This is a genomic window from Paranoxybacillus vitaminiphilus (assembly GCF_003259935.1).
Lineage (GTDB): Bacteria > Bacillota > Bacilli > Bacillales > Anoxybacillaceae > Paranoxybacillus > Paranoxybacillus vitaminiphilus.
The window spans coordinates 1-24,876 of record NZ_QLMH01000001.1; the positions used below are offsets into that span (position 1 = coordinate 1).

The following is a 24,876-nucleotide window of genomic DNA, read 5'->3' on the forward strand; positions in this document are numbered from 1 at the left end:
CAGTCTACATTCGGTATACTTTTAGACATAGGTAGGGTTCTCCTTTCTCTAAGATTTTTGGTCCAATCAGAGAATACCCTACCTTTTTTCTTTTGGTCTAGCAAAATGCTTTACACAAAATTTTATACATCATCTAAAAACCGTTTACGTTATCCTTTTTCTATCATAAAATAAAAAGAATAAATATACTGAATATTACGGAAAGGAAGATCAACTTTGGATCCTAATCCTATTTTGATGTATTCAGTTAGAGAACTTCACATTGACCTTCTATTCTTAGAAGAATTTTATTCATCTGAGCCATTCCGAACATGGTTTATAACAAATACTACAGGCCTAAATGGCGATATCGGCGCTTTAGTCCGTGTTGAACATTCAGTGTTTGAATTAGAGAGAGAATCTGATCTTGAAATCACCTTTGAAAGTCCAAAAGGTGAAGTTCTCTTTTTAATTGAAAACAAAATAAACGCCCAGTTTCAACCTAACCAAGCTGAAGATTATAAAAATCGCGGAATCGAATACGTAAGGCGTGGAAAATGTGTTAAGTTTTATACGGTTCTCTTTGCGCCAGAAGATTATATCAAAATGATTAAACCAAGTCATAAATTCGATTTCTATCTTCCATTTGAAACGGTGATAGCATTTTTTGAAACTCAAGTTCAAATGGGGCAACGAGCAAACTACAAAATAAGTGTCTTAAGAAAAGCAATTGAAAAAGCGCGCTCTTCCAAATCACCTGCCTCCTCTTCTGTATATCAACCAAGTGAAGTGAATTCAGCTATTACCCTGTTCTGGAAGAGGTATTGGGAAGATTTATTGGTGCGGCACCCTGACTTGCCGATGCCCGAACCTAAAGATAAAGGACCAGCAGCAACATTCATTGGATTAGGAAAAAAAGTATTGCCTCCTAATGTAATTATTTACCATAAGTTTGTACACGGATTCGTCGATCTTCAGTTTGAAAAACTAGGAGAAAAAGCTGAGGAATTTATATCTTTATTCAAGGATTACTTGGAGGAAGGAATGACCATTCAAAGAGCGGGTAAATCTGCCGTTGTCGTTCGTATTGAAGTACCTAAAATCAACCCTCACAGATTTTATGAAGATTTACAAGATGATGTTCATAAAGCACAAGACGCGGCTAAAAGACTTTTGAAGTGGTTTAATAAAAACTCAAATTTATGGTTTTCTTTTAGTTCTTAATTTTTTCCTTCACTTACACTAAAATTGAGCCACTTCGCTCATGAAAACGTGAGCCACTCCATTTCCATCCAAAGCACCGTCTTTATATGAAATGAGAGGCATGGCATGCTTGTTGCCAATCGAAACACCTTAATGTGCCGCCTTTCGATCAAGACCAGGCCTCTAGAAGCTACATATAAATACCCATATTTACTATTAAGAATCTTTAAACGTCGGGGGTAATCGGAGTGGTTCAAAATTCAATTAGCAAATACACCTGTGTATCGACAAACAAGTGAATTTAGCAATGAACGTTGTATCGTAATGGATATCGGTAGCTTAAATACAACTTTCATTGCCTTTGATCACCTCATTCCTCAATACAACAAAACGACATCAAGTGAATTAGGAATTAGCTTTCTAAGAGCAAAAGTCGCTGAGGTTCTTGGCACAAAATACGGCACAATCATTTCTGACAGTGCAAGTGAACAAGCTTTACGAAATCAATATTTGTATATGTATGGGGAGAAAAAAGAGGAAAGCCACGAACTCATCAAAAGAGAAATGACGGCTCACGTGAAAGCAATTATTAACTTTGCGCGAAGCCGAAAAATCTCTCTGGAAAGCGAGAAAGTCATCGTTGTCGGTGGAGGAAGTTTGTTGCTTCGGGCTACCATTGCACATTTTTTACCGCATGCGTTGCTCAGTAATGATCCTATATGGGAAACGGTAAAAACATTTTTATACATTCTCGAGGTGAAGTGGAATGCAAAGAAAAAGCTTCAGCATTAGTTTTCGCAAAAAGTTCGAGCACGTATATGCATTTCTTCTTGAGAAAAAGAACAATGGAGAAAATGTCAGTGACTATATATGTCACCTTATTGAGCACGATATGAACAAAATGAGCGGGAAAAATGATGATTTAGAAGAAAAAGTGCGGGAGATTCTTCAAAAAATCACGAAAAGTTCGCATTCTCTTGAGCCTAACTATGCAAAAGAAGTAGACGATGATTTGTCTGCCGATCAAAAACACGATCCTTCTCATTTGATTGATAAACTTTTTGATTGACATAAAAAAACGCTAGGAAAACCTTGCTCCTAGCGTTTTTCAACATTATTTTCCCTTTCATTAAGCTTTCTTCTCCTGTCTGATTCCATCACCGCTCGAATTAGAACGTTTGCATCGACATCGAAAATCTTTGTGGCTCTGAAAGAAGCAGGGACTGAACAAAATGTTCGAAAATCAACGGATAAATTACCTCCATGATATGCATTTTTAGCTTTTATTGTATACTTCATTTATTAAATCGATGATCTTTTGGCCGCTATATTGTGTAACAAATTTTATTTTTATCGCATCATTAAAAAACTTCTCGGCATGTTTTATTTTTTGTCTTTCTTCGTCTCTCAAACTGTCGTTATCTGCATTTTTGGTTTCAACTATAAAATATAATTTCATTATAAACTCCGCATAATAAAATTTACCATAAATACATTGATTATTATTTATTTAAGCTAGAAAGAGTTTATCGTTACTTATGATATGGTTCACCGCAGACTCTCTAACTGCGAATTTGAAAAAAGAACCTTTAATCTAAAGGTAGATCAAAGGTTCTATGTTTTATTTTCAATCATATTCGATTATTCTGTAATTTTTATATATTATCTCTGCTTTATAATTATTGACTTATCAATCTCTTAATCATAGAAACAATGGTCCATTGATGAAAAGTGTTGTTTACACTTTTTTATTCAATACCTTTGTTTCTGCATCCAAAGAATTAACTATAAACCGGTTCTTTTTTGCTTACACTAGAGACCGGTTCTTTTCCGTTTAGACCGAGCGTCTCTGCTGTTGAAGTATGAATTTCTTGGAAAAGCTCTGGGTTTTCCACTAGTGACACGCCGTAAGAAGGAATCATTTCTTTAATTTTCGGTTCCCATTCATGCATATGTTGAGGGAAGCATTTTTTAATCACCTCAAGCATTACGTGTACGGCAGTAGAAGCACCAGGAGAAGCGCCGAGCAATGCAGCGATCGAACCATCGGAAGCACTAATAACTTCCGTACCAAATTGAATCGTTCCTTTACCGCCAGCTTCAGTATCTTTAATAATTTGCACACGTTGGCCCGCGACGACTATATCCCAATCCTCTGATTTAGCCGTCGGGATAAACTCGCGCAACTCTTCCATGCGCTTTTCTTTCGTTAACATAAGCTGCTGGACCAAGTATTTTACCAAAGAAAAGTTTTTAAAAGCTGACGCCAACAAAGTTGCGAGATTGTGCAGTTTTACGGAAGCAAACAAATCCATATTTGAACCAGTTTTTAAGAATTTAGGCGAGAAGCCTGCAAACGGTCCAAAGAGCAACATTTTTTTGTTGTCGATATACCGTGTATCAAGGTGCGGAACAGACATTGGAGGCGCACCAATTTTAGCTTTACCGTAAACTTTTGCATGATGTTGCTCTACAACTTTTGGATTATTACATACCATAAATAATCCGCTTACAGGGAATCCGCCAATTTGTTTGCTTTCTGGAATACCAGATTTTTGAAGCAAGTGCAGACTTCCCCCGCCGGCTCCAATAAATACGAATTTAGCCTTATGGATTTCAACAGAACCGCTATTGAGATCCTTCACTTTCAATTCCCACAGGCCGTCGCTGGCACGTTTAATATCCTTAACACTATGCTTGTAGTATATTTGGACATCTTTCCTCTTTAAGTGGTCAAACAACATGCGCGTTAAAGCGCCAAAGTTAACATCCGTACCTGAGTCGATTTTGGTTGCCGCGATCGGTTCATTCGATGTACGGCCTTCCATTATAAGCGGAATCCATTCTTTCAGTTTTTCCGGGTCATCAGAAAATTCCATTCCCTGGAATAACGGATTGTTTGATAGCGCTTCAAAACGTTTCTTTAAAAATCTCACATTATTTTCCCCTTGGACTAAGCTTATGTGGGGCAACGGTCTGATGAATTCCTGCGGATTTTGTAACAGATTGTTTTTTACAAGGTAAGCCCAAAACTGTCTGGAAATTTGGAACTGTTCATTAATTTTTATCGCTTTGTTAATATCAATAGATCCATCCGGTTTCTCGGGTGTGTAGTTAAGCTCGCATAGTGCAGCATGCCCCGTTCCCGCATTATTCCATTCGTTAGAGCTTTCTTCTCCCGGTTTGCCGAGTTTCTCAAACACTTTCATTTCCCATTCCGGTGCTAATTCTTTCAACAGTGTCCCTAAAGTCGCACTCATGATTCCGGCACCAATTAAGATAACGTCTGTTCCAGTTTGTCTGTTACTCATTTTTCCCATCCTTATCCCCCGATATTTGCAGAAAGGATGCAGGCGCACCTTCCTAAGTCAAAGCTATCCAGGGTCCTCGCCACACACCTTTTCTACAGCAATTATAAATTATATCTTAATTATAGTATATCATTAATAGTATATCACTATTTAATTATAAGTATATCATTATTTAATTAATAGTATATCATTATTATTTATATATTTATATATACTATATCAAATTTATACAAACAACATACTAATTGGCCATGTTACATTTATATTCCTCCTAAAAACGTAATATCAAATTAATTCTTAATTAGTATTTGCAAATCTACTTGCTTATTTATATCGGAAAGATCCAAATTTCTAACAGAGAGGGTCATCAAAAAATGCTAACGAAATACGCGGATTTAGCCAACAGGGAGAACATTACCCCGCACCGCTTCCGTCATAGCTTTTCCAAGAACTTGGCCAATGCTGGAACGTCCATCGAATTAGACGGCTTGCTCGGCATGAAAGCATTCAAACAACGGCTGTTTATGTAGACGCATCCAAAGAAGAACAGGTGGAAGCATTAAGGAAAATGTAATGATAAATAATTGTGTTTCAGTAGCATAAATGCTATCATATGTGTAATAATAATTAGTAAAGGGTAGAGGATATTGTTTGAGGTAATATACACAGGAAATGTTAAGGAATTTGAAAATTACCTATTGAATAAGGCAGAGCAAGAACTTAGACAAAAAGGTCGTCCGGGTATATGGTGTCATGTTGCTGATGTATATGCAAGGCAACTTACAATTATTCAACATAATCCATATCCTTCTGATTCGGGGGACAACAGCCTTCCGGATGATATAACCCCTCCGTCATTGAAACATCTTAGCATGAACACACGTTATGATAATTTTTACAGATGGGGTAATAAGGGGTGGAAGAACTGGAAATCACAGGATTATATTTGCGATCCACAATTTTTCAAAAGTCATACTGCTTCATTATTTCGACAAGCAGTATAATGGAGCGATAAGACGAGAGGATATTGTGCCTGCTGAATCAGCATATGAAAGTTATTGCGCTTTTGATCCTTGCCTTTATTAATCAACGGGGAGGGAAAAAAGAATGAGTGATTTTTTTAAGAAATATGCAGCTATTCGAGGCGAGCAGCATGTTCAAAAACTTCAATTAGAAGGAACGATAGCTGCTCAGATCAAAACAAGACGGAAGCAACTAAATATGTCTCAACAGGAACTTGCAGACCGTATCGGAGTTCCAAAATCCACGATTGGAAGAATTGAAGCAGGGCTTACAAGTCCTAGAGTAGAGACACTTTTCAAAATTTCGCAGGCATTGAATACTCCTTTTATCATTGACGGTAGTAGTAAACAGGATCATGACCATAGCCTGCATGTTCAAGTTTGAAACGTTGGCAAAGAAAAAAAGGTTAACACCAGAAGAACAGCGTGATGCTGCGGAATGGATATATATTCTAAAAAGGCTCGATCTTTTTCATGAGTGATCGTAAAAAATACAAGATTCGCCAAAATACAAAAAAACGCTCCGCCTCATGCAAACACCACAACTCGAACCGGATTCAGCAACGTGCCAACGTTTTTTCTGTTTTGCAGCAGGATTTTGCATCGATTATTCTCGATATTCGCGATGGAGATGCAAGTGCGTCCTTCCACAAAAGAGTGGGCAAGAAAAACGATTGTGTTCCATAACAAAACGAAATTATATGTCACTGAACATATAGAAAATGGATATATCTCCTTTTATTATTATGATTGGGTTACGCCTAACGAAGAAACGATCTTAAAGTGGCATTCTGAAAGTCACGACAACGACAAACGACACCAAACATCGACCGAACCGTTCTATGTTCATCTTCCTGATTCGGAAACTTTACATAGCATGTACCGGCTGGAGAATTTCGAACATCAAACATTACGGAGTATTATTGAGTTTATTTTGTATTTTGATAAAGTGATTTCTGCTTTTGATGGCCAATTTCCCTATATGTCCAACCAATGAGAAAAGTGGTTGAAATGAGAGATAGTATATTAAATTGACTGATTGAGAGGAAAAAGCAAATCCTCTATCAATCGGTCTTTTTCTTTTATAACGAGCAAATGGACGTATGCATAATGCCCTGGGTACAATTAATGCTTTTGATTAGAATGAGCTTTGACAGCTCCGAATCGAAATGTTATATATTATGTATATTCAAAAATTCAAATATACAAATAATAAAAAGAAGGGATTTTTGTGGGATATTTTTTTTCAGACAGATTTAGCGGTTATTCATTCCAGCACTTTCGAAAAGATCTTCTTTCAGGTATCATTGTTGGTGTGATTGCCATTCCTCTTGGGATGGCGTTTGCCATTGCTTCGGGTGTTAAACCGGAGTACGGGATTTACACGACCATCATCGCAGGAATATTCATCTCGCTTTTTGGCGGATCGAAATTTCAAATTGGCGGTCCGACTGGCGCCTTTATTCCCATTCTTTTGGGAATTGTGATGACGTATGGTTACGAAAACTTGCTAATTGCTGGATTTTTAGCTGGTGTTATGTTATTTCTAATGGGGGTATTTAAGTTAGGCTCATTGATTAAATACATCCCGCGTCCTGTTACAATCGGTTTTACTTCAGGGATTGCAGTTATTATCTTTTCAGGGCAAATCGCCAGCTTTTTAGGGCTGACAGGTATTGAAAAGCACGAAGATTTCTTATCCAATATGAAAGAAATCTTCATTCACTTGGATACGATGAATCTTTTCAGTGTCTTCACGGCAATGATCAGTTTGGTCTTGATTTTGCTTACTCCAAAATATTTTCCGAAAGTGCCGGGTCCACTAATCGGATTAATCGTTTCCAGTATAGTTGCAAATTTATTCTATCCGGATAAAGTGGCAACCATTGGCTCAACATTCGGTGAAATTCCAAGTACGCTGCCGAGTTTTCACTTTCCGGAAATCACTTTAGAAAAAATTCAGCACCTGCTTCGTCCTGCATTTGCTATCGCCATGCTGGGGGCTATCGAATCCTTGCTCTCTGCTGTTGTTGCCGATGGAATGACCGGAAGCAAACACAACAGCAATCGCGAGTTAACGGGACAAGGGATTGCGAATATGATCACACCTTTATTTGGCGGGATTCCGGCAACAGGAGCCATAGCGAGAACAGCAACAAATATTAAAAACGGTGCCGCTTCGCCCATGGCAGGTGTTATTCACGGGCTCGTTGTTTTGGCGGTATTATTGCTTTTTGCGCCTTATGCCTCTGCCATTCCATTAGCAAGCATGGCGCCTATTCTGATGGTTGTTGCATGGAATATGAGCGAACGAAAAGAATTTGTTCACATACTTATGACAAAAACGGGCGATTCCATTATTTTAGTTATTACATTCCTTCTTACCGTATTCACTAACCTTACTATTGCGATTGAGGTTGGTCTCATTTTGGCGATCATCCTCTTTGTAAAGCGAATGAGCGAAATACTTACAGTTGCCAAAGTGCTTCCAGACCCGGCAGACAAGAAGAATAAAGTAAAGCCGCATATAGTGAATGCGGGACGTGATTGCCCTCAGATTAGCATCTATACGATTGAAGGCCCTCTTTTTTTTGGAGCGGCACAAATGTTTGAAAAATCAATTATGGGAACAATCAATCATCGCCCTAAAGTGTTGATTTTGCGAATGGGGAAGGTTCCATATATCGACACTACGGGAGAATCCAATTTATCTAGCATTGTTCGCCATTTTAAAAAGCAAGGTGGAACAATTCTCATTTCAGGTCTGCAAACTCAACCGAAAGAAGTTCTGAAAAGAACAGGATTATATGAAGAGATTGGAGAAGAACATTTTTTTGAACATACTGGAGATGCAATCAGTTTTGCGTTAGCTAATTTAGAACAAAACAAATGTCTTGGCTGTAAGCATTATGCTTTTCAAGAATGCATCCGATTGTCCGACCCGATAAGTGAGCCTGAAAAGGACGGGGAATTACAAAGTATGGTTTATGCTCATAAACCGTAAATAAGGAGGGAACTCAATGAATTTAGAGTTGCAGCAGTTTAAAGCGGATTTTTTCAAAGCACTTGCCCATCCTTTACGGATAAGGATTTTAGAATTGCTAGCCGAAGGAGATAAGAACGTTAACGAGCTTCAAACACTCATTGGTGCGGAGGGTTCTGCTGTTTCTCAACAATTGAGTGTGTTACGGTCTAAAAATATTGTATACGGAACAAAAGATGGCAATCGGGTGTTGTATTCTCTTCGTGACCCGATGATTATTGATTTGTTAAACATTGCTCGCCAAATATTTAACAATCACCTTATTGATGCTATATCGATGCTCGATAAATTTAATGACGATAAAGTGAAAGATTTGGAAGAATGAACGGTTGCTGCATGTTTCCACGGACATTTGAAAAATTACCGGATTTTATTAGCTTGTTCTGACAGGGGAGAGGTCGCTCACTTCACCCATTCGGAATCATCAAGTAAACCCGAACTCAAGATGGAAAGTTCGGGTTTTATTTTTTGTACTTGTTCCATTCATAAAAATCTCTTATAAAACTTGACGCACATCAAAAGTGAAAACGATTGCCATCAATAAAGTAAGTGATTATACTCAACTTCGCAAGAGAAACGGCAAAAGGGTGGTATGGGGAGTGCGAATATCAGGAAAACTCAGAGGAAACAGTTGTCATTTAAAAAAAGCAGATTTATGAACAATATCCTTTTTATGTACCTGGGTGTTGTATTTGTGTACGGTTTCTAAATGCATTAAGAAACTACCATGCGTCTTCCCCTGAATTATTCAGAATCAATATTCAATTTTTGTTTCGTTCTTTTCCTGTCCAAAGTCGAATTCATCTCTTTCTCCTCCTCCTTTTGGCACATATGACTCACACCTATGCATACAAATCATTTTGTATGTATAGTTTAACAAATTGTAACATAAAATTCCCCGCTTTGATGGGAAATAGTTAAATAATCTAGCAACTTCTTCGTATAAGCAATATAGTTGCTATCTCTTTTTATGTTCAGAAAAGCGAAAACTCGGAAAGCAGAGTCCTTCAAGATGAAGGCTCTGTTTTTTAAAAACTTTCCCAAAAAATCGAACGAAATTTTTATATCTTACCAATATTATATTGAAGTCCTTATGACATATGAGAAAGTGTTGGTACAGAGCGGAATAAACCCGAGTTCAGGACCCATAGATGTGGGAATGATACCTCCAAATCTTCAAGAAGAATTTCTGAAAGCAAGGGATTTTATTGAATATGTAGATAAGCAAATACAGTAAAAAGGGGGGAATCCATCTTTAGAGGAACCTTTTCTATTCAGATTGTAGATAAAATAGGGCTCAGACGCAGGATCTGAACCCTTTATTCTTCAACGGGTCAGTTTTATATAGATTCAGATTAATATTCCGACACAACTATCTGTCTAATGCGTTGAAGCACTTTTTCAGGAAATAGAGCGAGGTACTCCAAGAACGAAACAATCGATTCTTGCAATTTTTTTCGATTGGCGTGAAAAATTGGCAATGGCGCTCTCTTTCAGACATCCCAAAATCTGTTTAACCAATTTTAAATTCGGCCAATAACCGTTCTTCGTGATTATGTAAAAAAGACTGAAAAAATGAATTTTTGCGTTATCCAAGACCATCACAACACGTTTGTCTAGACACTGGTCCAATGTGTATGGAAGAAACTGCAGAAAAGTTTGTTGTATTGTTAAACGGTTTTAGCTAAAAATTGGTTTGATATTCTTCCATGACAGTGAAAAATGGGCTTACATCAAAAGAGCGGTTTAGTATACATTGCGCTTCATTTAAATGCTTCCATCTTTTTCCGTGTAATACTTATAAGTCTTTTTAGTTTAACAGCATCAGCATGTCCAAGATTTAGAGATTACTTGAACTTTTTGCACAAGAACCACTATAATTTTGTTATAATTAGTGAATTTGACAAATCGAGGGAAGAGGCATGAGCGACTTTTTTGGACGGAAACAAGAAATAGAATATTTGACTTCCATTTTTCAAAAAGTGAAACAAGGTCAGCCGCAATTTGTCGTGATCAGTGCTGATACCGGTATTGGAAAAACGAGGTTAATACAAGAGTTTTATCATTTTTTAAGTAAGAATGAAGACCCGAATGGGTATTGGCCGGATATATTAAATGATACGAAGCATACCATGTCTCTCGTTCCAAAGTTTGATGAATTATATGTCAATCAAGCAAGCCTCATGCCTTGGATGTGGCTTGCTTTGCGTTGTCAAAATCGCGATGAACGTAATAGTGATATGAGAGCAGATTGTGCATTGAGTCAAGCACGTCATCAAATCAGGCTCCATTTACACGGGTTATTCGAAGCAAAGAAACGAAGCTTTACAAACAAACAAGTGGCCAAAAGCGTTGTTAGTATGTTGGCTAATTACGCCTTTCCAGGTGGAGGACCGTTTCTCGTCGACCTAATTGGAAATGTGGTCGAAAATATCGATCAGACAATCAGTACATTCGATTCCATCACTAGTTTCTTGGAAAAATGGAAGGGACGGAAGAAAGGAACTGAAAATCAAATCATCGAAGTGGCTAAACAAGAATATGTTTCGCTTGTCGACCAAACGCTGGAGGTATTTGAATCCATTTTTGACACAAATGATAAGCGGCTTCCTTCTGTGCCATTACTGTTCATTATTGATGATGCCCAATGGCTTGACGAATTAACCTTTGACTTTTTAGAAAAGGTTTATGTTCGAGCGAATGAGCTAGAGTGGCCATTAATGATTATAGCAACGTGCTGGGAATCCAGTTTAAAAGAACAAATGCATTTATCACGTACAGGGGGGCATATACAAAAAGACCTTGGGCAATTGGTTGCTCAATTCCAATCCGATGAAGTAGTGGAAGTACCGATTATTTTCCCATTAGAAAAGTTAGATGAACGAAGCATTTATGAAATTATTGATTCCGTCCTTCCGAAATTGCCGGCAGAAGCCAAAGCATTATTAGCCCAAAATTGCAGCGGGGATTTAGAGCTTTTATGGGATTATATTCAACGCATTTTAAAAACGCCGGGATTTTTAAACGCGAATCAAGAATTGATGGTACCGGTTAAAGCGTTACAATTCCGTTCCAATAAAAAGAAGGAACTTGCTCGAGAGCGTATTCAACAGCTTGGACATGGAATTAGCTGTTTAGTTTTATGGGGAAGTGCCCAAGGAATTCGCTTTTCTAAGCGTTTTATTGATAAATGCTTTGACTTTTTTAAAGAGTATCATATTCCGGTGGAAGACTTTGAAAAGTCGGACAATCCGTTTAACTTAACGCAAATTGAGCGGCATGATGTTTTAGAACAAGTAGCTGAATTTCGCCGCAGGCTTTATTATGAGGTAGCCCGGGAGATGCTAGATGATTTTCCTTGGAAGGATGATGTCTTACAGCTATTAGCATGTTTTTATCAAGAGATCATTCAATCGAATGATTTTGAACGACTCGAACAAAGTGAAAAAATATGGATTTTAGAAGAGTACTTGTACCTTATTTCTGAACACTTTAGCCACCATCAATTGTTTTCAAAGGAGAAGTATACGATTCAGATCCAGCTGCTAGAGCTGTATTTACTAGAAGGACTGTTTGAGCAATGTTATTCAATGGGAGATCGGCTTATTCAAGAAAAACATGCGCTGACGGAAGAACAGCTTGAAGAAGTTTTAGGCATGTTAATTGAAGCAGCATACGGGGAAGGGGATATCGAAAAAGAAGCGCAATACATCAGCCAGTTAATCCAATACCTTCCTGTTGAACAACAAAACGAGTCGCATTTACTATATTATCAGTCCAAATATCATTTGCGAACTGAAAATGCGAAACTTGCTTTTGAGTTAGCGACAAAGGCCGTTCAATTGTTAGAAAATGAAGATACTTTCTTTGCTTTTAAGTGTCATGTTCAAGAAGTAACTGCAAGTTTCTATGCAGGTGAACAAAGGAAAGGATTAGACTTAATCCGTCAAACCGAAGAAAAATACAAGAAATTTTTACAAGAGAATATTAAACATAAAACGTATTTTGACCATACCGTTTACCTTTTGTTTCATAACTTGGACATGAACAAACAGTCCATTGAGCGTTGTCAGGCAACGAAGGAAGGGTATTGCCAATTAAAAGACCATTTTAACTATTTACTATCGTGTGTCAATCTTTCAGATGCTTACTTAGCGGTTGGCGAGTTAGAGAAAGCTGAAGAAGAAGCGAAATTCGCTTATGAATCATCAAAAGGATCAAAATGGAAGCATGCTCATAATATTGCGGCCATTTGTTATGCTAACGTGTTAGCTCGAATGGGTCGATTATCAGAAGCCTTTGTCTATTATGAAGAAGGAATTTTCCTTTCTAAACAAATTGGTCATCAATGGGACGGACTGTACGGACAAATTTGGCGTGCATTAGCATTAGCTGAATTTGGTGATGCGACTGCGTATACGAAACTTTTACAATACAAGGCGGAAAGTCAAAATCGAGGCTATGATTATTTAGTTTCATTGGCTTCGTGCTTTGCCTTACTTTCTGGTGTGATATTAAAGAATAAGCTTACAATCCCAGAAAAAGACGTTTTCGAGCTATTGCAGTATGTGGATGCAGCCGTTCCTGGATTAGCCGTTCAGGCATTAGCGGCAAGCGGACTTTTAGTTGATAAGGGTCTTACAGATAAACAGGTAAGCGATTTTATTCAATTTTGTTTATTATGTGAAGGCGTTCATGGAAAGCCAGAAATCGTGGAATTATTTTATGAAGCCTATATAGCAAGGATTCATGAGCTTCAACATAAATCACAATCCATTCAACAGTGGATTGAACAGTACGTGACACCTGTGAAGATTTATAAAGAGAGGGTACACGGAGAATTTGTTCAGTCATTTCCTTCTGAACCAAAGCTATCCTTTGATTGTTCTTCATGTGAAGCGTTTTGTTGTTATGATGGGGCTTATATTAGCGAAGAGGAAGAAAAGCAAATCAAAGCGTTTGTTCGTGAACACCAAGATAAGTTTCCGCATCTTCCAGAAGAGTTTATTGTAGATGGAAATTGGCGAAACCTTATATCAGGAAGAAAAACGGCAACCAAACCACACACTTACCGAAAGGAAGGGTATCCTGCTCATTTTGAACAGACGAGGTGTGTTTTTGTTCTTCCTAATAACGAATGTTCTTTGCAAAGGGTCGCCACTGATTTAGATTACCACCCATGGAAGGTGAAGCCTAAAACTTGCTGGATGTTTCCGATTAGAAAAGGAGTGAATGGTGAAATAAAAGCCCCGCCAAAACAAAATGAACCGGATGATTATTATGTTGACGAAACGTACCCAGGGTATATAAAATATCTTCCTTGTGGAAACGATACGAAAAGCGGATTAGAATGGTACAAAATTTTAAAACAAGAGATTTTATACAACGACTATTTAAAGAAAAAGTCTTGAAAAGTTAGGATGACGGACATGTTACATGAATTTACGATCTCAATGTCTCTTAAGAAAGTTGATGAAGCGATTGAAAAGCTAAACTTTCATGGATATTACAACTTGTATTACAATCAACCAATTGAACAATTTACTGAGGATAATGGGTACGGATTTCGTGAACTCATGGATGCCGATGTTGACTTAAAAATTTTTTTAGAAGAAACCGACGAAGCTCCTGTCGATGTAGAAAAAGTAAGAGAAGAGATTGCTTCCATTTTGGAGATGAAGAAGGAAGCCATACATTATCAATTCGTCGAAGCACAAGATTGGCAGCAGCCTTTCCCGATTATCAATCTTCAAAACGGATGGTACATCAAACCAACCCATGCGGAGGAAGAAGTAGAAGGTCGTGTGATCCATTTTGAACCGCCAAGAGCATTTGGCTCAGGTTTACACGAAACGACTCAAGATTGCCTTCGTTTTATTTTACGAGAAGATTTGCGTGGAAAAAAGATATTGGACCTTGGAACAGGGGCCGGTTTGTTAAGTATTGCGGCAGCCCTTGTTGGCGCTGAACAAGTGGTGGCCGTTGACATTGAGGATGTAGAAGACGAAGTATTATACAATGCCCGGTTGAATAAAGTGGAAAAGCGTATTTCTGTCATACAGGGTGATGTATTACATCCAACCTTTCGAGTAGATGGGTTATTTGATTGGATTTTAGTGAATATCGCAGCAAACGAAATCAAGAAATTATACGCTTTTCTGGATTCCCATCTTGTTTCAAATGGCAAGCTGCTATTATCGGGCATGGTGGAATGGAATTACAAAGAGGCGTTAGATGTATATGCAGAAAAAGGGTATCACGTTGAACAAATTTCACACTCCAATGAGTGGGTGACCGCATTAGTAACGAAGAAAAAGGGATGAAGGGGAGCATAGATGGAATTTCTTCAAGAAACAAAGCTTTCAGAACGATTTGAAGCAGCGTTTAACCGTATTCATGCCCAACTAAAAAAAATCGCTAATGTTACACACACAGATGCCTTTACTAGCCTTGTGCACATCACCAGTAAAAAACATGCGTTAATCCGTTCCGTGAAAGAAGAATTATTGCAGTATGCTAAATTACGGAATGCCATTGTGCACGAAAAATATTACCCCGGACAATATATTGCTGAACCGCACCTTCATGTAGTTCAAAGAATCGAACGTGTATGTGAGGAACTTGAACAGCCGAAACTAGCGCTTACAGTAGCATCAAAGCCTGTTGTTTATTTTTATGAACAAGATGATGTTCAAGATGTTTTGCAAGCCATTTCACGATACGGATTTTCGCAATTTCCAATTTATAAAACCAACGGACAATGTGTAGGTTTAGTAACAGAGGGCGGCATTCTCAAATATATACACAAACATATGGACAAGGGAAAATTTGACTTTTCTGGTGTTAAAACTTCACATATTTTACCGTTTGAGAAAGAGCATATCATTGTGTATGTTTCAGCTGAGACAGATATTTATGAGATTGAGGAGATCTACAGTGATTACCAAGAAAAAGGGCGTAAACTCGAATCGATTATTATCACGCAAAACGGAAATCAAAATGAAAAACCATTAGGAATGATTACTTCATGGGATCTCACTAAAATAACAAGATTGAATAATAGCATCAGATGAAAGAAAACGAAATTCCAAATGAAGTTGATTTTATGAAAACGAAGGAACTACAGTTAGAATGATGGCCGATTGATAGAAGAATGAACTCCCTCTATTAATCGGCTTTTTTCTTTGCGGCTATACTAAATGTTGGTGTAGAAGAAATTTATAAAAATAAAGCTCTTCCTATATGTTTGTGTTTCGCCATATCGACGCCAATAATTAATGTTTGAAAAAGAGCATGGAAGTTATTTCTAATTTCCTTTTTATAATGTATACTCAATTATACTCTTTAGAACTTATTAAAAGGTTTTGCGCCATTCTTTATCATCTATTGGCACACCTTTTTTAACATAATTCATGGAAACCGTTCCATGCTTTAATCCGGCATCCTTTTGAATAAATGACACGATCTCGTTAAAAATTTCTTCGTCCTTTTTATCCGGCTCTCTAGGTATAGATATTTGAATAAAAGGTGCTGCATCGTATTCTTTATAACTACTTGGCTTATTTGGATTAACGTTATATGTTATTCCGGTTCTTTTATCATATTCTATCCAAAATTCATCCAATGCTCCAAGCTTTTGTTCAATAGAAGGACGTATCCGGTTTTCTAATTCCTTTTCCCACTTCTCCGCAATATAGGTATCTTCCATCTGTTTTGTTTCGTTATTGTAGTAGACTAAAAACTGCGTATGATCCTTTTTGTTCTCTGCTTTAGCAGCGTATTCAAACGTTGGGAAGTTCCCCATATTATCAAATAGTGTGTCATAAATAGCCGTTTCATCTTTAAAAGTATTTTTTATATATTCCTGTGCTTGTATTTTTACTTTTCTAGCTTCATCTTCATCTTCCTTCATGTCTTGTATAAATGAGAAACAAAAAAGCCCTATACATAATGCTAATATGCCGAATACACCGATACCAATTTTTGTTTTTTTGTTCATAAAATCCTCCTTGTTGTGATATACTTGTTTTTCTTTGCGAGAAGGCACTTAATCCAAAAAATAAAGGCTACTATATAAAGATAGCTCCAGCTTATGCTATTAATACGATAGTAAAGGCAATTTCAAAACCAGTTAATGAAGCGTTAACCTTCATCATTATTTAGGAAAAACACCGGCCAACTAAGAACATCAAGCCAAAAATAATAAAAACCATTCCAATTGACATAAATAAGCTCGTTATCCATGTCGTCTTCGTTATCATATTTGCCGCTTTCAATTTTCGAAATGCATATAGAGTATAGGGGAGTACGATCAATAAGGATGTTATCACTCCCGGTGTGTACATTTTTAATAAAATGCTTTGACCTAGATGCGTAAAAACATTGATAAATAGTATGAGTAACGTTGCTGCATACAGGTTCATACTCATTCCCGCTTTGATTTGTTTGGCAGCAAAATAACAAATAATACCGTATAAAATTGTGATTATTCCGACCACAAGCCCAAATTCTCCAGGAGAATATCCAAAGGTATTGACAAGTCTTTCAACAACAGTTCCTTTAAATAAGTAACTGTGTTTTTTTATCCATTGCTGTGTCAAAAATACTTCCTCCAAATCATGTATCAAAAAGATAAAAGGACCTAACCATATGATTGTTCTCAGAGACACGTGTTTCCCACCTCTTTCATCGTCCTTATTCTTACCCTTCATTTTACTTTAAAAGGAAAATAAATGAATAATAAAAATTTAAAGATAAAATAATAAAATTTTTAAAACAAATATCTCGAATTTATATTAAATTTAAAGAAAGCGTTTACAAAATATTTTATTAGGAGGGAATGCCGTTGTTAACAAAAGCCGCTGTTACTTATGGAAAAGGAGAGCCTTTCAAAATTGACACGATCACGATTGATGATCCGAAAGATGGCGAAGTTTTAGTCCGTATTAAAGCTGTGGGGATTTGTCATACGGATTTAATCGTTCGCGATCAATACTATCCTGTTCCGCTCCCGGCCGTATTAGGGCATGAAGGGGCTGGAGTTGTTGAGAAAGTCGGGAATGGTGTAACAAGTGTCAAACCTGGTGACCATGTTGTTTTATCGTTTAGTTCATGTGGAGAATGTACGCAATGTTTATCAGGCAATCCGTATGCTTGTCAAAAGTTTTTTGAGTTAAACTTTTCAGGAAAAATGAAAGACGGAACATGTCGCTTGCATAAAGACCATCAAGATATCGCTAACTTTTTTGGACAATCCAGCTTTTCTCAATATGCGGTTGCTTCAGAAAGAAATGTTGTAAAAGTTCCAAAAGATGTACCGCTTGAAATTTTAGGACCATTAGGATGCGGCATTCAAACAGGAAGTGGAGCGGTTTTAAATAAATTGAAACCAGAAGAAGGTTCAAGCATCGTTATTTTCGGTTGTGGATCTGTTGGTTTGAGTGCGCTTATGGCTGCAAAAGTGGCGAATTGTACAACCATCATTGCGGTTGATCTTCAAGATAATCGGTTACAGTTGGCGAAAGAATTAGGTGCAACTCATACGATCAATCCTAAAAACTCTAATGTGGTGGAAGAAATTAAAGCCATTACAGGTGGAGAAGGCGTTAACTATTCTGTCGAAACAACGAGCATCCCTGCAGTATTACGTCAAGCGGTAGATTGTTTGGCCACATTAGGAAAAGCAGCAGTCATCGGAGCTCCTCCAGTTGGAACAGAGGTAAGTTTAGATGTGAATACGATTTTATTCGAACGTTCGCTTACGGGAGTATTATTAGGTTCAGGCGTTCCGCAGCTTTTTATTCCAAAACTTATTGACCTATATAAGAAAGGTAAGTTTCCTTTTGATAAATTGATAAAATTTTATACGTTGGAAGAAATTAATCAGGCTAGTGAAGATTCTGAAAAAGGAATAACGATTAAACCGGTATTAAAAGTTTCATAATGCTGAACTTTTTGTTTGAAATATTCAAAATATTTAAAAAGGAGGAATAGTTCATGTCTGAAGTAAAAGCGGTTGAAAAATTTTCTGCGTGGAAGAAAATGCCTATTGGCGGTGTGTGGAAATATGGCTCCAGCAATCGAGAATGTGTTGTGACAAATCCATACAATAACGAAGTGCTTGTCACCTTTAACTATGCAAGCAAAGAAGATATCAATGAAGCGTATGAAACAGCACAAAAAGCGCAAAAGAGTTGGGGACAAACTTCCGCGTATGAACGTATTCGTGTTTTAGAAAAAGTTGCGCAGCTCATCGGGGAAAAAAGAGAAGAGATTGTGGAAATTCTCGTGAAAGAATCTGGAAGTACAAAATTAAAAGCAAATGTTGAGGTCGATTGTGCCATTGCCGATGTAAAAGAAGCGGCAAAATATCCATTACAAATGGAAGGTTCGATTCGTGAATCTCTCATTCCTGGAAAAGAAAACCGCGTTTATCGTGAGCCAATTGGAGTCGTAGGAGCGATCACGCCTTGGAACTGGCCATTCTATTTAACGATTCGTGTCGTCGCTCCGGCTATTGCAACAGGAAATGGTGTTGTGCTGAAGCCGGATTTTCAAACACCGATTTCCGGTGGACTCATTGTCGCGAAAATTTTTGAAGAAGCCGGGCTTCCGCAAGGTGTGTTAAATGTAACAGTGGCTGATCTTGAAGAAATCGGTGATTACTTTGTCGAGCACCCAATTCCTGAAGTGATTTCTTTCACAGGATCAACAAAAGCAGGGCAGCATGTTGGGGCTTTAGCTGTTAAACATCTTAAAAAACCTGCGCTTGAATTAGGCGGAAATAACGCCTTTATCGTACTTGACGATGCCGATGTCGATCAAGCGGTATCTGCAGCAGCATTTGGCAAATATATGCATTCAGGTCAAATATGTATTGCCATTAACCGGATTATCATTGATCGGAAACTTTATGAACCGTTTGTTGAAAAATTCAAAGAAGCTACTAAGGCTATAAAAGTTGGGGATCCGTCCGAAGATGACACAGTTATTGGTCCATTAATTAATAAAAAACAAGTCGATCGCGCAATTCAGTTAGTAGAACAAACACTTAAAGAAGGTGCAACATTAATTCACGAAGGCAAAGTGGAAGGAAACTTAATTTATCCATATATTCTAGGTGATGTGACAAATGATATGGCAGCTGCCCAAAATGAAGTGTTCGCTCCGATTGCGGTCATCATCCCTGTGGATAGTGAAGAAGAAGCGATTGAAGTAGCAAATGGAACTCCATTTGGATTAAGCGGGGCTGTATTCTCTCGTTCATTGGAACGAGGCATTCATGTAGCGCGAAAAATTAAAACGGGTATGATTCACGTAAACGATCAATCGATCAATGTAGAACCAAATGTTCCGTTTGGTGGAGAAAAATATTCAGGTTTAGGACGTTACTGCGGCGAATGGGCTATTGATGAATTTACAACCGTTAAATGGTTGTCTGTTCAAAAACAACCTCGTCAATATCCATTTTCATAATGATCTTTCACCAAGGCACATTCTGAACAAATTGTACCCTTTGGCATTATGTGCAGAGCATTTGCACATGATGCCAAAGGGTTTTCTTTTGTCAAGCTTAATTTTGGATATATTTATCGGGTTTGTTCCATTTATGATCACAGCAAATAGTTGAATGCTCAGTTGTTTTCTTTTATTTATTATGAGCAAGTAATAGAAGATGAATTGAAAATATGACATTCGACAAAAAATTGATTTTTCAACAAATATTGACGATAAAGAAGGAGGATAGTATAGTGTAGTTATTCAATAATATAGGTAAAAACTCATAATAAAAAAAGGATGGTATAATACAATGGTACCAGAATTGTTTCAACATCATCCTTCTATAGTCCTTATCCCGGTTAGTTTAGCTATTCTTGGTGCTTACACGGCACTTGAACTTATCGGCCGGATTAGTTATGTCGAAAAACAACATCAAAAATGGTGGCTACTGGGAAGTTCTATTTCAATGGGATTAGGGATTTGGTCCGCACATTTTGTAAAAATGGTCGGAATGCCTAGTAGATATGAGATTCAATGGTATAATTCCCTGCAAATCGGTGGCTCTCTTTTTTTAGCAATACTTGTTTCCTTCCTCACCTTTCTTTACATCTTGTCTTCCGCCAATAAAGTGAAAAAAATCATTGTCAGCGGTTTATTGATGGGACTGGGAATTTTGTTTACCCATTTTATCGATATGATAGTATTGAATAGTACTCATTATTATTTTGTATATGATGTAAAAGACTTTCTTCTGTCTATGATTATTTTTATGATTTTATCTTCATGTTCAATGTATGCCTATCATTTTTTTCAGAAACGACCAACTATTTATCGCAAAATCTTGAGCGCTTCTGCTTTAGGCGTTGTTGTGTCAGCCATGCATTATAGTCTTATGCTTTCAACAACTATATATAAAAAATCTTCTTTTCCTGAAGTAGAAACGATAAATGAGTACTCCTTATTAGCATGGATTACAGCAAGCGCCTTATTGTTATTATTAATAGGAATGATAAGTTCGTTTATTCATCAAAGCGAAGGGATGAAATCATCAGCCGTTCAGCTTATACAGTTCAGAGCGTTATTGGATCACAATCCTGATGGGATTCTTATGTTTGATAAGAATGGGAAATTAGTTCATTTGAATCGGAAAGCAGAAGAAATTTTCGGATTTTCTTCAGAAGATTTAATAGGAAAAAATGTACTCAATATTTGTTTTCCTCCTGAAGATGCCAATATCCTTCGTGAACATTTTGAATGTTCGCTAAAAAAAAGAATGAATACAGAAACAACGGCAAAAGCTTTTCATAAGCGGGGCACCACTGTCTATATTAAGGTGAAGAACGTTCCCATCATTCAAAATGAAAAGGTTATCGGGGTATATGCAATGATCAATGATATGACTGAAAAAATTCAAATAAACAACATGTTGCGTGAGAAGGAGAATGTGTACCGTCTCATTACAGAAAACATGTCCGATTTAGTGAGCGTACTCGATTTACAAGGAATCATCCATTTTGTATCACCATCTCATAAAAGTTTATTAGGATATGAAACAGAAGAAATGGAAGGAAAACATTACGACATTTTTATACATCCAAACGATTTATCTGTTATTTATGACAGAATTCATAAAATGTGGGAAGATAAAGATCAAAAACCGGTTATCGTGGAATATCGCTTGAAAACAAAAAGCGGGGATTATATTTGGAGTGAATCCCATGTTACGCCTGTGTATGATAAAAACGGAGACTTCCTGCATTATTTAACCGTTACAAGAGAGATATCGGACAGGAAAGCGTATGAAGAAAGATTGAAACAAATGGCCTATCACGATGTGCTAACAGGGATTTCAAACCGCAGATATTTCCAGGAACAATTAGTGCGTCACATTGAGGAAGCAAAAAGAAAAAAGGAATCTTTTGCTCTCATGTATTTAGACTGTGATCGTTTCAAATGGGTGAATGATACATTAGGACATGAAGCGGGAGACGAACTGTTAAAAGGATTTGTCGAACGAGTGTCTTCTTGTTTGCGAAAAAAGGATATTATGAGCAGATGGGGCGGTGATGAATTTGCGATTCTTTTGCCAAATATCCAGTCGAAAGAAACCGTTCAGAAAATTGCCGAACGAATTGTCCACTCTCTTCAAGAGCCTTGGCAAATCAAGGGCAATGAATTTTTAACGACATCTTCTATTGGAATTTCCATGTTCCCAAACGACGGACAAACAGTTGATGAATTATTATCGAATGCGGATCAAGCATTATATCAAGCGAAACACAATGGAAGAAATAACTATCAGTTTTTTACGAAAGACATTAAAGAAAATATTAAAAGAATTATGCTGCTTGAAAACGGCTTAAAGAAAGCGCTGAGAGAACATGCTTTTCATCTTGTGTATCAACCCCAAGTGTCACTTTCGACCGGGGAATTGGCTGGGGTTGAAGTGTTGCTTCGTTATACACATCCCGTGCTAGGCCCTGTTTCACCATTTGAGTTTATTCCACTATGTGAGAAATTACATATTATGGACGATATTACAGAATGGGTATTAAGAGAGGCTTGCAAGCAGCATAAAGAGTGGAAAGAAAAGGGAATGGTTGTCAAAATGGCAGTAAACGTCTCGCCATTAAATCTTTCTAATCAGCGTTTTAGTGAGCAATTGAAGAAATTATTTACTGAGGAACATTGTGACCCTCAATATTTTGAATTAGAATTGACGGAAACATCGTTGTCTAGCCATTTGGAAGAGACGATCCGGATATTACAAGAATTAAAGGAAGCTAAAATCAGTATTGTGTTGGATGATTTTGGTTCCGGTTATTCCTCACTTGTTTATTTTACGGATTTTCCGATTGATAAAATTAAAATTGATAAATCATTTGTTCAAGGGATTCCAAATAAAGAACGTAATTCTATCATTATAGAAAATATTGCCAGGTTGTCAAAGCAACTAGGCATTGAAACTCTTTGTGAAGGGGTGGAAACAGAAGAGCAAGCAGTATTTTTGAAAAAGTATGGTTATGAATTCGCACAGGGATATTTTTTTAGTAAACCTCTTTCAAAAGAAAGGTTTGAACAAAAATATCTTGCGACAGTTTAGAGCCTGTAGGAAGACCTATAGGCTTTTTTTATTAATATATATTGTGTCACTTATTAGGATAAAGCCATTCTTACTTGTTAAGCCAATTGCACAGTCTAACTGTTCTGTATCTTTTTTCTTAATCATATACAGTTTTCATGTCAAAAACAAGGATTTTACAGATAAAAAAGCGAAATCGAAAAAAAAATTTTGCCAAAAGGGAGATGATTGATGTCTGAGAAGTCGAACAGCTTGAGAAAATAATTCCGCAAAGAACGACGTTTTTTATCGATTTCTTTTAAACGAAGCCGTGAGGTAACTTTTTTTCGCGAGCCATACCTTCCGATGATTAAAATAAGCACTGTAAAACTAATATTTCTGACTTTCCCTTTTTCTATTGTCTAACACTTCCGTTTCCTGTAACATCAATTAATAAAATATGGATAGTGTATGGAGAGATAAGAATGAAAAAAATGCTGGATCAAACAAATGAAATCGTCGAAATTTGTTTGTTAGCTGGAAAAATTATGCTGCAAAATGGAGCGGAGACGTATCGTGTTGAGGATACGATGATGCGGATTGCCGCTTCATTTGGCATTCAAGCGTCTCATAGCTATGTGACACCAACGGGGATTATTTTTTCGATTGACGGAACAGGGCCAACGAAACTAATCCGGATTGTCGAGCGCTCAACGGATTTGCAAAAGGTCACAATCGTCAACAGCATTTCCCGTAAAATTAGCAGCGGGGAACTATCATTAGAAGAAGCTCATCGTCAGCTAAAAGAGCTGGATACAAAAAACCTTGCTTATCCGCTTTGGCTGCAAGTTGCTGCAGCGGCGATTGCAAGCGGATGCTTTGTCATTATGTTTCAAGGCGGATGGGGAGATTTTTTGCCGGCGTTTATATCCGGAGGGTTAGGTTTTTATTGTCTCGTTTATGTCCATCGGTTAGTCAAAATTAAGTTTTTCGCTGAATTTTTAGCCTCGTTCATTATCGGGATTATGTCGATTTTGTTTGTTATGATTGGATTTGGACATGAACTTGATAAAATTGTCATTGGCTCGGTGATGCCGTTAGTGCCGGGACTTCTCATTACGAATGCAGTCAGAGATTTAATGGCAGGGCATTTAGTTGCAGGGTTGTCAAAAGGGGCAGAAGCGTTCTTAACGGCCTTTGCCATCGGTTCTGGCATTGCGATTATTTTTGCAATCTATTAGCAGGTGGGGAGAACTTTGTATGATGATTGAACAGCTAGTTACGAGCTTTATTTCTTCCGCTGCGTTCGGCATTATTTTTAACGTTCCGAAAAAATTGCTGTTAAACGGCGGGCTTGTCGGAATGTTAGGGTGGTTGATTTACTTTTTGTTTGTGCAATCCAATTTTGATTCTGTTCTCGCTACATTTGTCGCTGCTTTTTTCGTGGCGATTATAAGCCAGCTGTTTGCGAGAATGTATAAAACACCAATGACGATTTTTAGCGTTTCCGGAATTATTCCGTTAGTTCCCGGGGGATTAGCATATGAAGCCATGCGCCATGTTGTCATGAACGACTACAGCATGGCGATTCAATTAGCAGCGAAAGCATTTATGATATCCGGTGCGATTGCGATTGGACTCGTATTCTCTGAGGTCATTAATCAAGTAATAAAGAAATCATAAGCGATATTTGCTTTGCATAGCACTGTTGCAGCAAACAAAAATCTAACATTAGCTACATATCAACAAGAAAAAATG

22 protein-coding genes are annotated in these 24,876 nt (G+C 37.4%); 18 read left to right on the forward strand and 4 right to left on the reverse strand.

Annotated features, from left to right (window positions below; genetic code table 11):
- The first annotated feature begins 216 nt into the window (after positions 1 to 216).
- From B0I26_RS00005 to B0I26_RS00015, 3 genes are all read left to right on the forward strand, one after another.
- A complete protein-coding gene (locus tag B0I26_RS00005; protein WP_044744282.1) occupies positions 217 to 1,203 on the forward strand; it encodes a PD-(D/E)XK nuclease family protein in 987 nt (328 codons plus the stop codon).
- A 303-nt stretch (positions 1,204 to 1,506) separates the two neighbouring features.
- Positions 1,507 to 1,974: an acetate and sugar kinases/Hsc70/actin family protein gene (locus B0I26_RS00010; protein WP_111643434.1), complete on the forward strand. Its 468-nt coding sequence runs from the start codon at positions 1,507 to 1,509 to the stop codon at positions 1,972 to 1,974.
- Positions 1,949 to 2,251, forward strand: a complete 303-nt coding sequence (locus B0I26_RS00015; protein ID WP_111643435.1) for a hypothetical protein — start codon at positions 1,949 to 1,951, stop codon at positions 2,249 to 2,251. The genes B0I26_RS00010 and B0I26_RS00015 overlap by 26 nt, the downstream gene beginning before the upstream one ends.
- 207 nt (positions 2,252 to 2,458) lie before the next feature.
- Here B0I26_RS00015 and B0I26_RS18455 read toward each other — a convergent pair whose 3' ends face one another.
- Positions 2,459 to 2,641, reverse strand: coding sequence for a restriction endonuclease (locus B0I26_RS18455; protein WP_111643436.1), 183 nt, complete (start codon positions 2,639 to 2,641; stop codon positions 2,459 to 2,461).
- Positions 2,642 to 2,963: 322 nt separating this feature from the next.
- The gene (locus tag B0I26_RS00025) at positions 2,964 to 4,493 is read right to left on the reverse strand and encodes a malate:quinone oxidoreductase (RefSeq protein ID WP_111643879.1); all 1,530 of its coding nucleotides are present in this window, start codon (positions 4,491 to 4,493) and stop codon (positions 2,964 to 2,966) included.
- 374 nt (positions 4,494 to 4,867) lie between these two features.
- Between B0I26_RS00025 and B0I26_RS18495 the strand changes: the two genes are divergently transcribed.
- The 10 genes from B0I26_RS18495 (at position 4,868) to B0I26_RS00080 (ending at position 15,631) form a co-directional block, all read left to right on the forward strand.
- Positions 4,868 to 5,023 carry a site-specific integrase gene (locus B0I26_RS18495; protein ID WP_245934679.1) on the forward strand — a complete coding sequence of 52 codons (156 nt, stop codon included), beginning with the start codon at positions 4,868 to 4,870 and terminating at the stop codon, positions 5,021 to 5,023.
- A gap of 117 nt (positions 5,024 to 5,140) precedes the next feature.
- Positions 5,141 to 5,497 (forward strand): hypothetical protein, encoded by a 357-nt coding sequence (locus B0I26_RS00035; RefSeq protein WP_245934680.1) that lies wholly within the window; start codon positions 5,141 to 5,143, stop codon positions 5,495 to 5,497.
- Between the two features lie 103 nt (positions 5,498 to 5,600).
- Positions 5,601 to 5,900, forward strand: coding sequence for a helix-turn-helix domain-containing protein (locus B0I26_RS00040; RefSeq protein ID WP_111643437.1), 300 nt, complete (start codon positions 5,601 to 5,603; stop codon positions 5,898 to 5,900).
- A gap of 180 nt (positions 5,901 to 6,080) precedes the next feature.
- A complete protein-coding gene (locus tag B0I26_RS00045) occupies positions 6,081 to 6,512 on the forward strand; it encodes a toxin-antitoxin system TumE family protein (RefSeq protein ID WP_245934681.1) in 432 nt (143 codons plus the stop codon).
- A gap of 234 nt (positions 6,513 to 6,746) precedes the next feature.
- A complete protein-coding gene (locus tag B0I26_RS00050) occupies positions 6,747 to 8,519 on the forward strand; it encodes a SulP family inorganic anion transporter (RefSeq protein WP_111643438.1) in 1,773 nt (590 codons plus the stop codon).
- Positions 8,520 to 8,535: 16 nt separating this feature from the next.
- Positions 8,536 to 8,883 (forward strand): ArsR/SmtB family transcription factor, encoded by a 348-nt coding sequence (locus tag B0I26_RS00055; protein ID WP_111643439.1) that lies wholly within the window; start codon positions 8,536 to 8,538, stop codon positions 8,881 to 8,883.
- Between the two features lie 645 nt (positions 8,884 to 9,528).
- A complete protein-coding gene (locus tag B0I26_RS18945) occupies positions 9,529 to 9,795 on the forward strand; it encodes a DUF3600 domain-containing protein (RefSeq protein WP_111643440.1) in 267 nt (88 codons plus the stop codon).
- Positions 9,796 to 10,480: 685 nt separating this feature from the next.
- Positions 10,481 to 13,969: an AAA family ATPase gene (locus B0I26_RS00070; RefSeq protein ID WP_111643441.1), complete on the forward strand. Its 3,489-nt coding sequence runs from the start codon at positions 10,481 to 10,483 to the stop codon at positions 13,967 to 13,969.
- A gap of 18 nt (positions 13,970 to 13,987) precedes the next feature.
- Complete coding sequence (locus B0I26_RS00075; RefSeq protein WP_181502644.1) at positions 13,988 to 14,881, forward strand: 50S ribosomal protein L11 methyltransferase; 894 nt, start codon at positions 13,988 to 13,990, stop codon at positions 14,879 to 14,881.
- A gap of 12 nt (positions 14,882 to 14,893) precedes the next feature.
- On the forward strand, positions 14,894 to 15,631 hold the full coding sequence (locus B0I26_RS00080; RefSeq protein WP_111643443.1) for a CBS domain-containing protein: 738 nt from the start codon (positions 14,894 to 14,896) through the stop codon (positions 15,629 to 15,631).
- Between the two features lie 281 nt (positions 15,632 to 15,912).
- Here the strand turns inward: B0I26_RS00080 and B0I26_RS00085 are convergent, their stop codons facing one another.
- Both B0I26_RS00085 and B0I26_RS00090 read right to left on the reverse strand, forming a co-directional pair.
- The gene (locus tag B0I26_RS00085) at positions 15,913 to 16,557 is read right to left on the reverse strand and encodes a hypothetical protein (protein WP_111643444.1); all 645 of its coding nucleotides are present in this window, start codon (positions 16,555 to 16,557) and stop codon (positions 15,913 to 15,915) included.
- Between the two features lie 160 nt (positions 16,558 to 16,717).
- Entirely contained in the window at positions 16,718 to 17,269 is a 552-nt protein-coding gene (locus tag B0I26_RS00090; RefSeq protein WP_281268659.1) for an HXXEE domain-containing protein, read from the reverse strand.
- A gap of 134 nt (positions 17,270 to 17,403) precedes the next feature.
- Here B0I26_RS00090 and B0I26_RS00095 point away from each other — a divergent pair, with 134 nt between their 5' ends.
- The 5 genes from B0I26_RS00095 (at position 17,404) to B0I26_RS00115 (ending at position 24,801) form a co-directional block, all read left to right on the forward strand.
- On the forward strand, positions 17,404 to 18,501 hold the full coding sequence (locus tag B0I26_RS00095) for an NAD(P)-dependent alcohol dehydrogenase (RefSeq protein WP_111643445.1): 1,098 nt from the start codon (positions 17,404 to 17,406) through the stop codon (positions 18,499 to 18,501).
- A 53-nt stretch (positions 18,502 to 18,554) separates the two neighbouring features.
- The gene (locus B0I26_RS00100; protein WP_111643446.1) at positions 18,555 to 20,033 is read left to right on the forward strand and encodes an aldehyde dehydrogenase family protein; all 1,479 of its coding nucleotides are present in this window, start codon (positions 18,555 to 18,557) and stop codon (positions 20,031 to 20,033) included.
- Positions 20,034 to 20,367: 334 nt separating this feature from the next.
- The gene (locus tag B0I26_RS00105) at positions 20,368 to 23,160 is read left to right on the forward strand and encodes a bifunctional diguanylate cyclase/phosphodiesterase (protein ID WP_111643447.1); all 2,793 of its coding nucleotides are present in this window, start codon (positions 20,368 to 20,370) and stop codon (positions 23,158 to 23,160) included.
- A 443-nt stretch (positions 23,161 to 23,603) separates the two neighbouring features.
- On the forward strand, positions 23,604 to 24,359 hold the full coding sequence (locus tag B0I26_RS00110; protein ID WP_111643448.1) for a threonine/serine exporter family protein: 756 nt from the start codon (positions 23,604 to 23,606) through the stop codon (positions 24,357 to 24,359).
- 19 nt (positions 24,360 to 24,378) lie between these two features.
- Complete coding sequence (locus tag B0I26_RS00115) at positions 24,379 to 24,801, forward strand: threonine/serine exporter family protein (RefSeq protein WP_111643449.1); 423 nt, start codon at positions 24,379 to 24,381, stop codon at positions 24,799 to 24,801.
- Positions 24,802 to 24,876 lie beyond the last annotated feature (75 nt).

Bases quoted from the DNA above. Each gene is read 5' to 3' on its own strand.
- B0I26_RS18455 (WP_111643436.1), bottom strand. From the start codon at position 2,641: ATGAAATTATATTTTATAGTTGAAACCAAAAATGCAGATAACGACAGT.
- B0I26_RS00115 (WP_111643449.1), top strand. From the start codon at position 24,379: ATGATGATTGAACAGCTAGTTACGAGCTTTATTTCTTCCGCTGCGTTC.
- B0I26_RS18495 (WP_245934679.1), top strand. From the start codon at position 4,868: ATGCTAACGAAATACGCGGATTTAGCCAACAGGGAGAACATTACCCCG.
- B0I26_RS00100 (WP_111643446.1), top strand. From the start codon at position 18,555: ATGTCTGAAGTAAAAGCGGTTGAAAAATTTTCTGCGTGGAAGAAAATG.
- B0I26_RS00075 (WP_181502644.1), top strand. From the start codon at position 13,988: ATGTTACATGAATTTACGATCTCAATGTCTCTTAAGAAAGTTGATGAA.
- B0I26_RS00015 (WP_111643435.1), top strand. From the start codon at position 1,949: ATGCAAAGAAAAAGCTTCAGCATTAGTTTTCGCAAAAAGTTCGAGCAC.
- B0I26_RS00025 (WP_111643879.1), bottom strand. From the start codon at position 4,493: ATGAGTAACAGACAAACTGGAACAGACGTTATCTTAATTGGTGCCGGA.
- B0I26_RS00110 (WP_111643448.1), top strand. From the start codon at position 23,604: ATGAAAAAAATGCTGGATCAAACAAATGAAATCGTCGAAATTTGTTTG.
- B0I26_RS00085 (WP_111643444.1), bottom strand. From the start codon at position 16,557: ATGAACAAAAAAACAAAAATTGGTATCGGTGTATTCGGCATATTAGCA.
- B0I26_RS00090 (WP_281268659.1), bottom strand. From the start codon at position 17,269: ATGAAGGGTAAGAATAAGGACGATGAAAGAGGTGGGAAACACGTGTCT.
- B0I26_RS00105 (WP_111643447.1), top strand. From the start codon at position 20,368: ATGGTACCAGAATTGTTTCAACATCATCCTTCTATAGTCCTTATCCCG.
- B0I26_RS00080 (WP_111643443.1), top strand. From the start codon at position 14,894: ATGGAATTTCTTCAAGAAACAAAGCTTTCAGAACGATTTGAAGCAGCG.
- B0I26_RS00070 (WP_111643441.1), top strand. From the start codon at position 10,481: ATGAGCGACTTTTTTGGACGGAAACAAGAAATAGAATATTTGACTTCC.
- B0I26_RS00055 (WP_111643439.1), top strand. From the start codon at position 8,536: ATGAATTTAGAGTTGCAGCAGTTTAAAGCGGATTTTTTCAAAGCACTT.
- B0I26_RS00010 (WP_111643434.1), top strand. From the start codon at position 1,507: ATGGATATCGGTAGCTTAAATACAACTTTCATTGCCTTTGATCACCTC.
- B0I26_RS00040 (WP_111643437.1), top strand. From the start codon at position 5,601: ATGAGTGATTTTTTTAAGAAATATGCAGCTATTCGAGGCGAGCAGCAT.
- B0I26_RS18945 (WP_111643440.1), top strand. From the start codon at position 9,529: ATGTTCAGAAAAGCGAAAACTCGGAAAGCAGAGTCCTTCAAGATGAAG.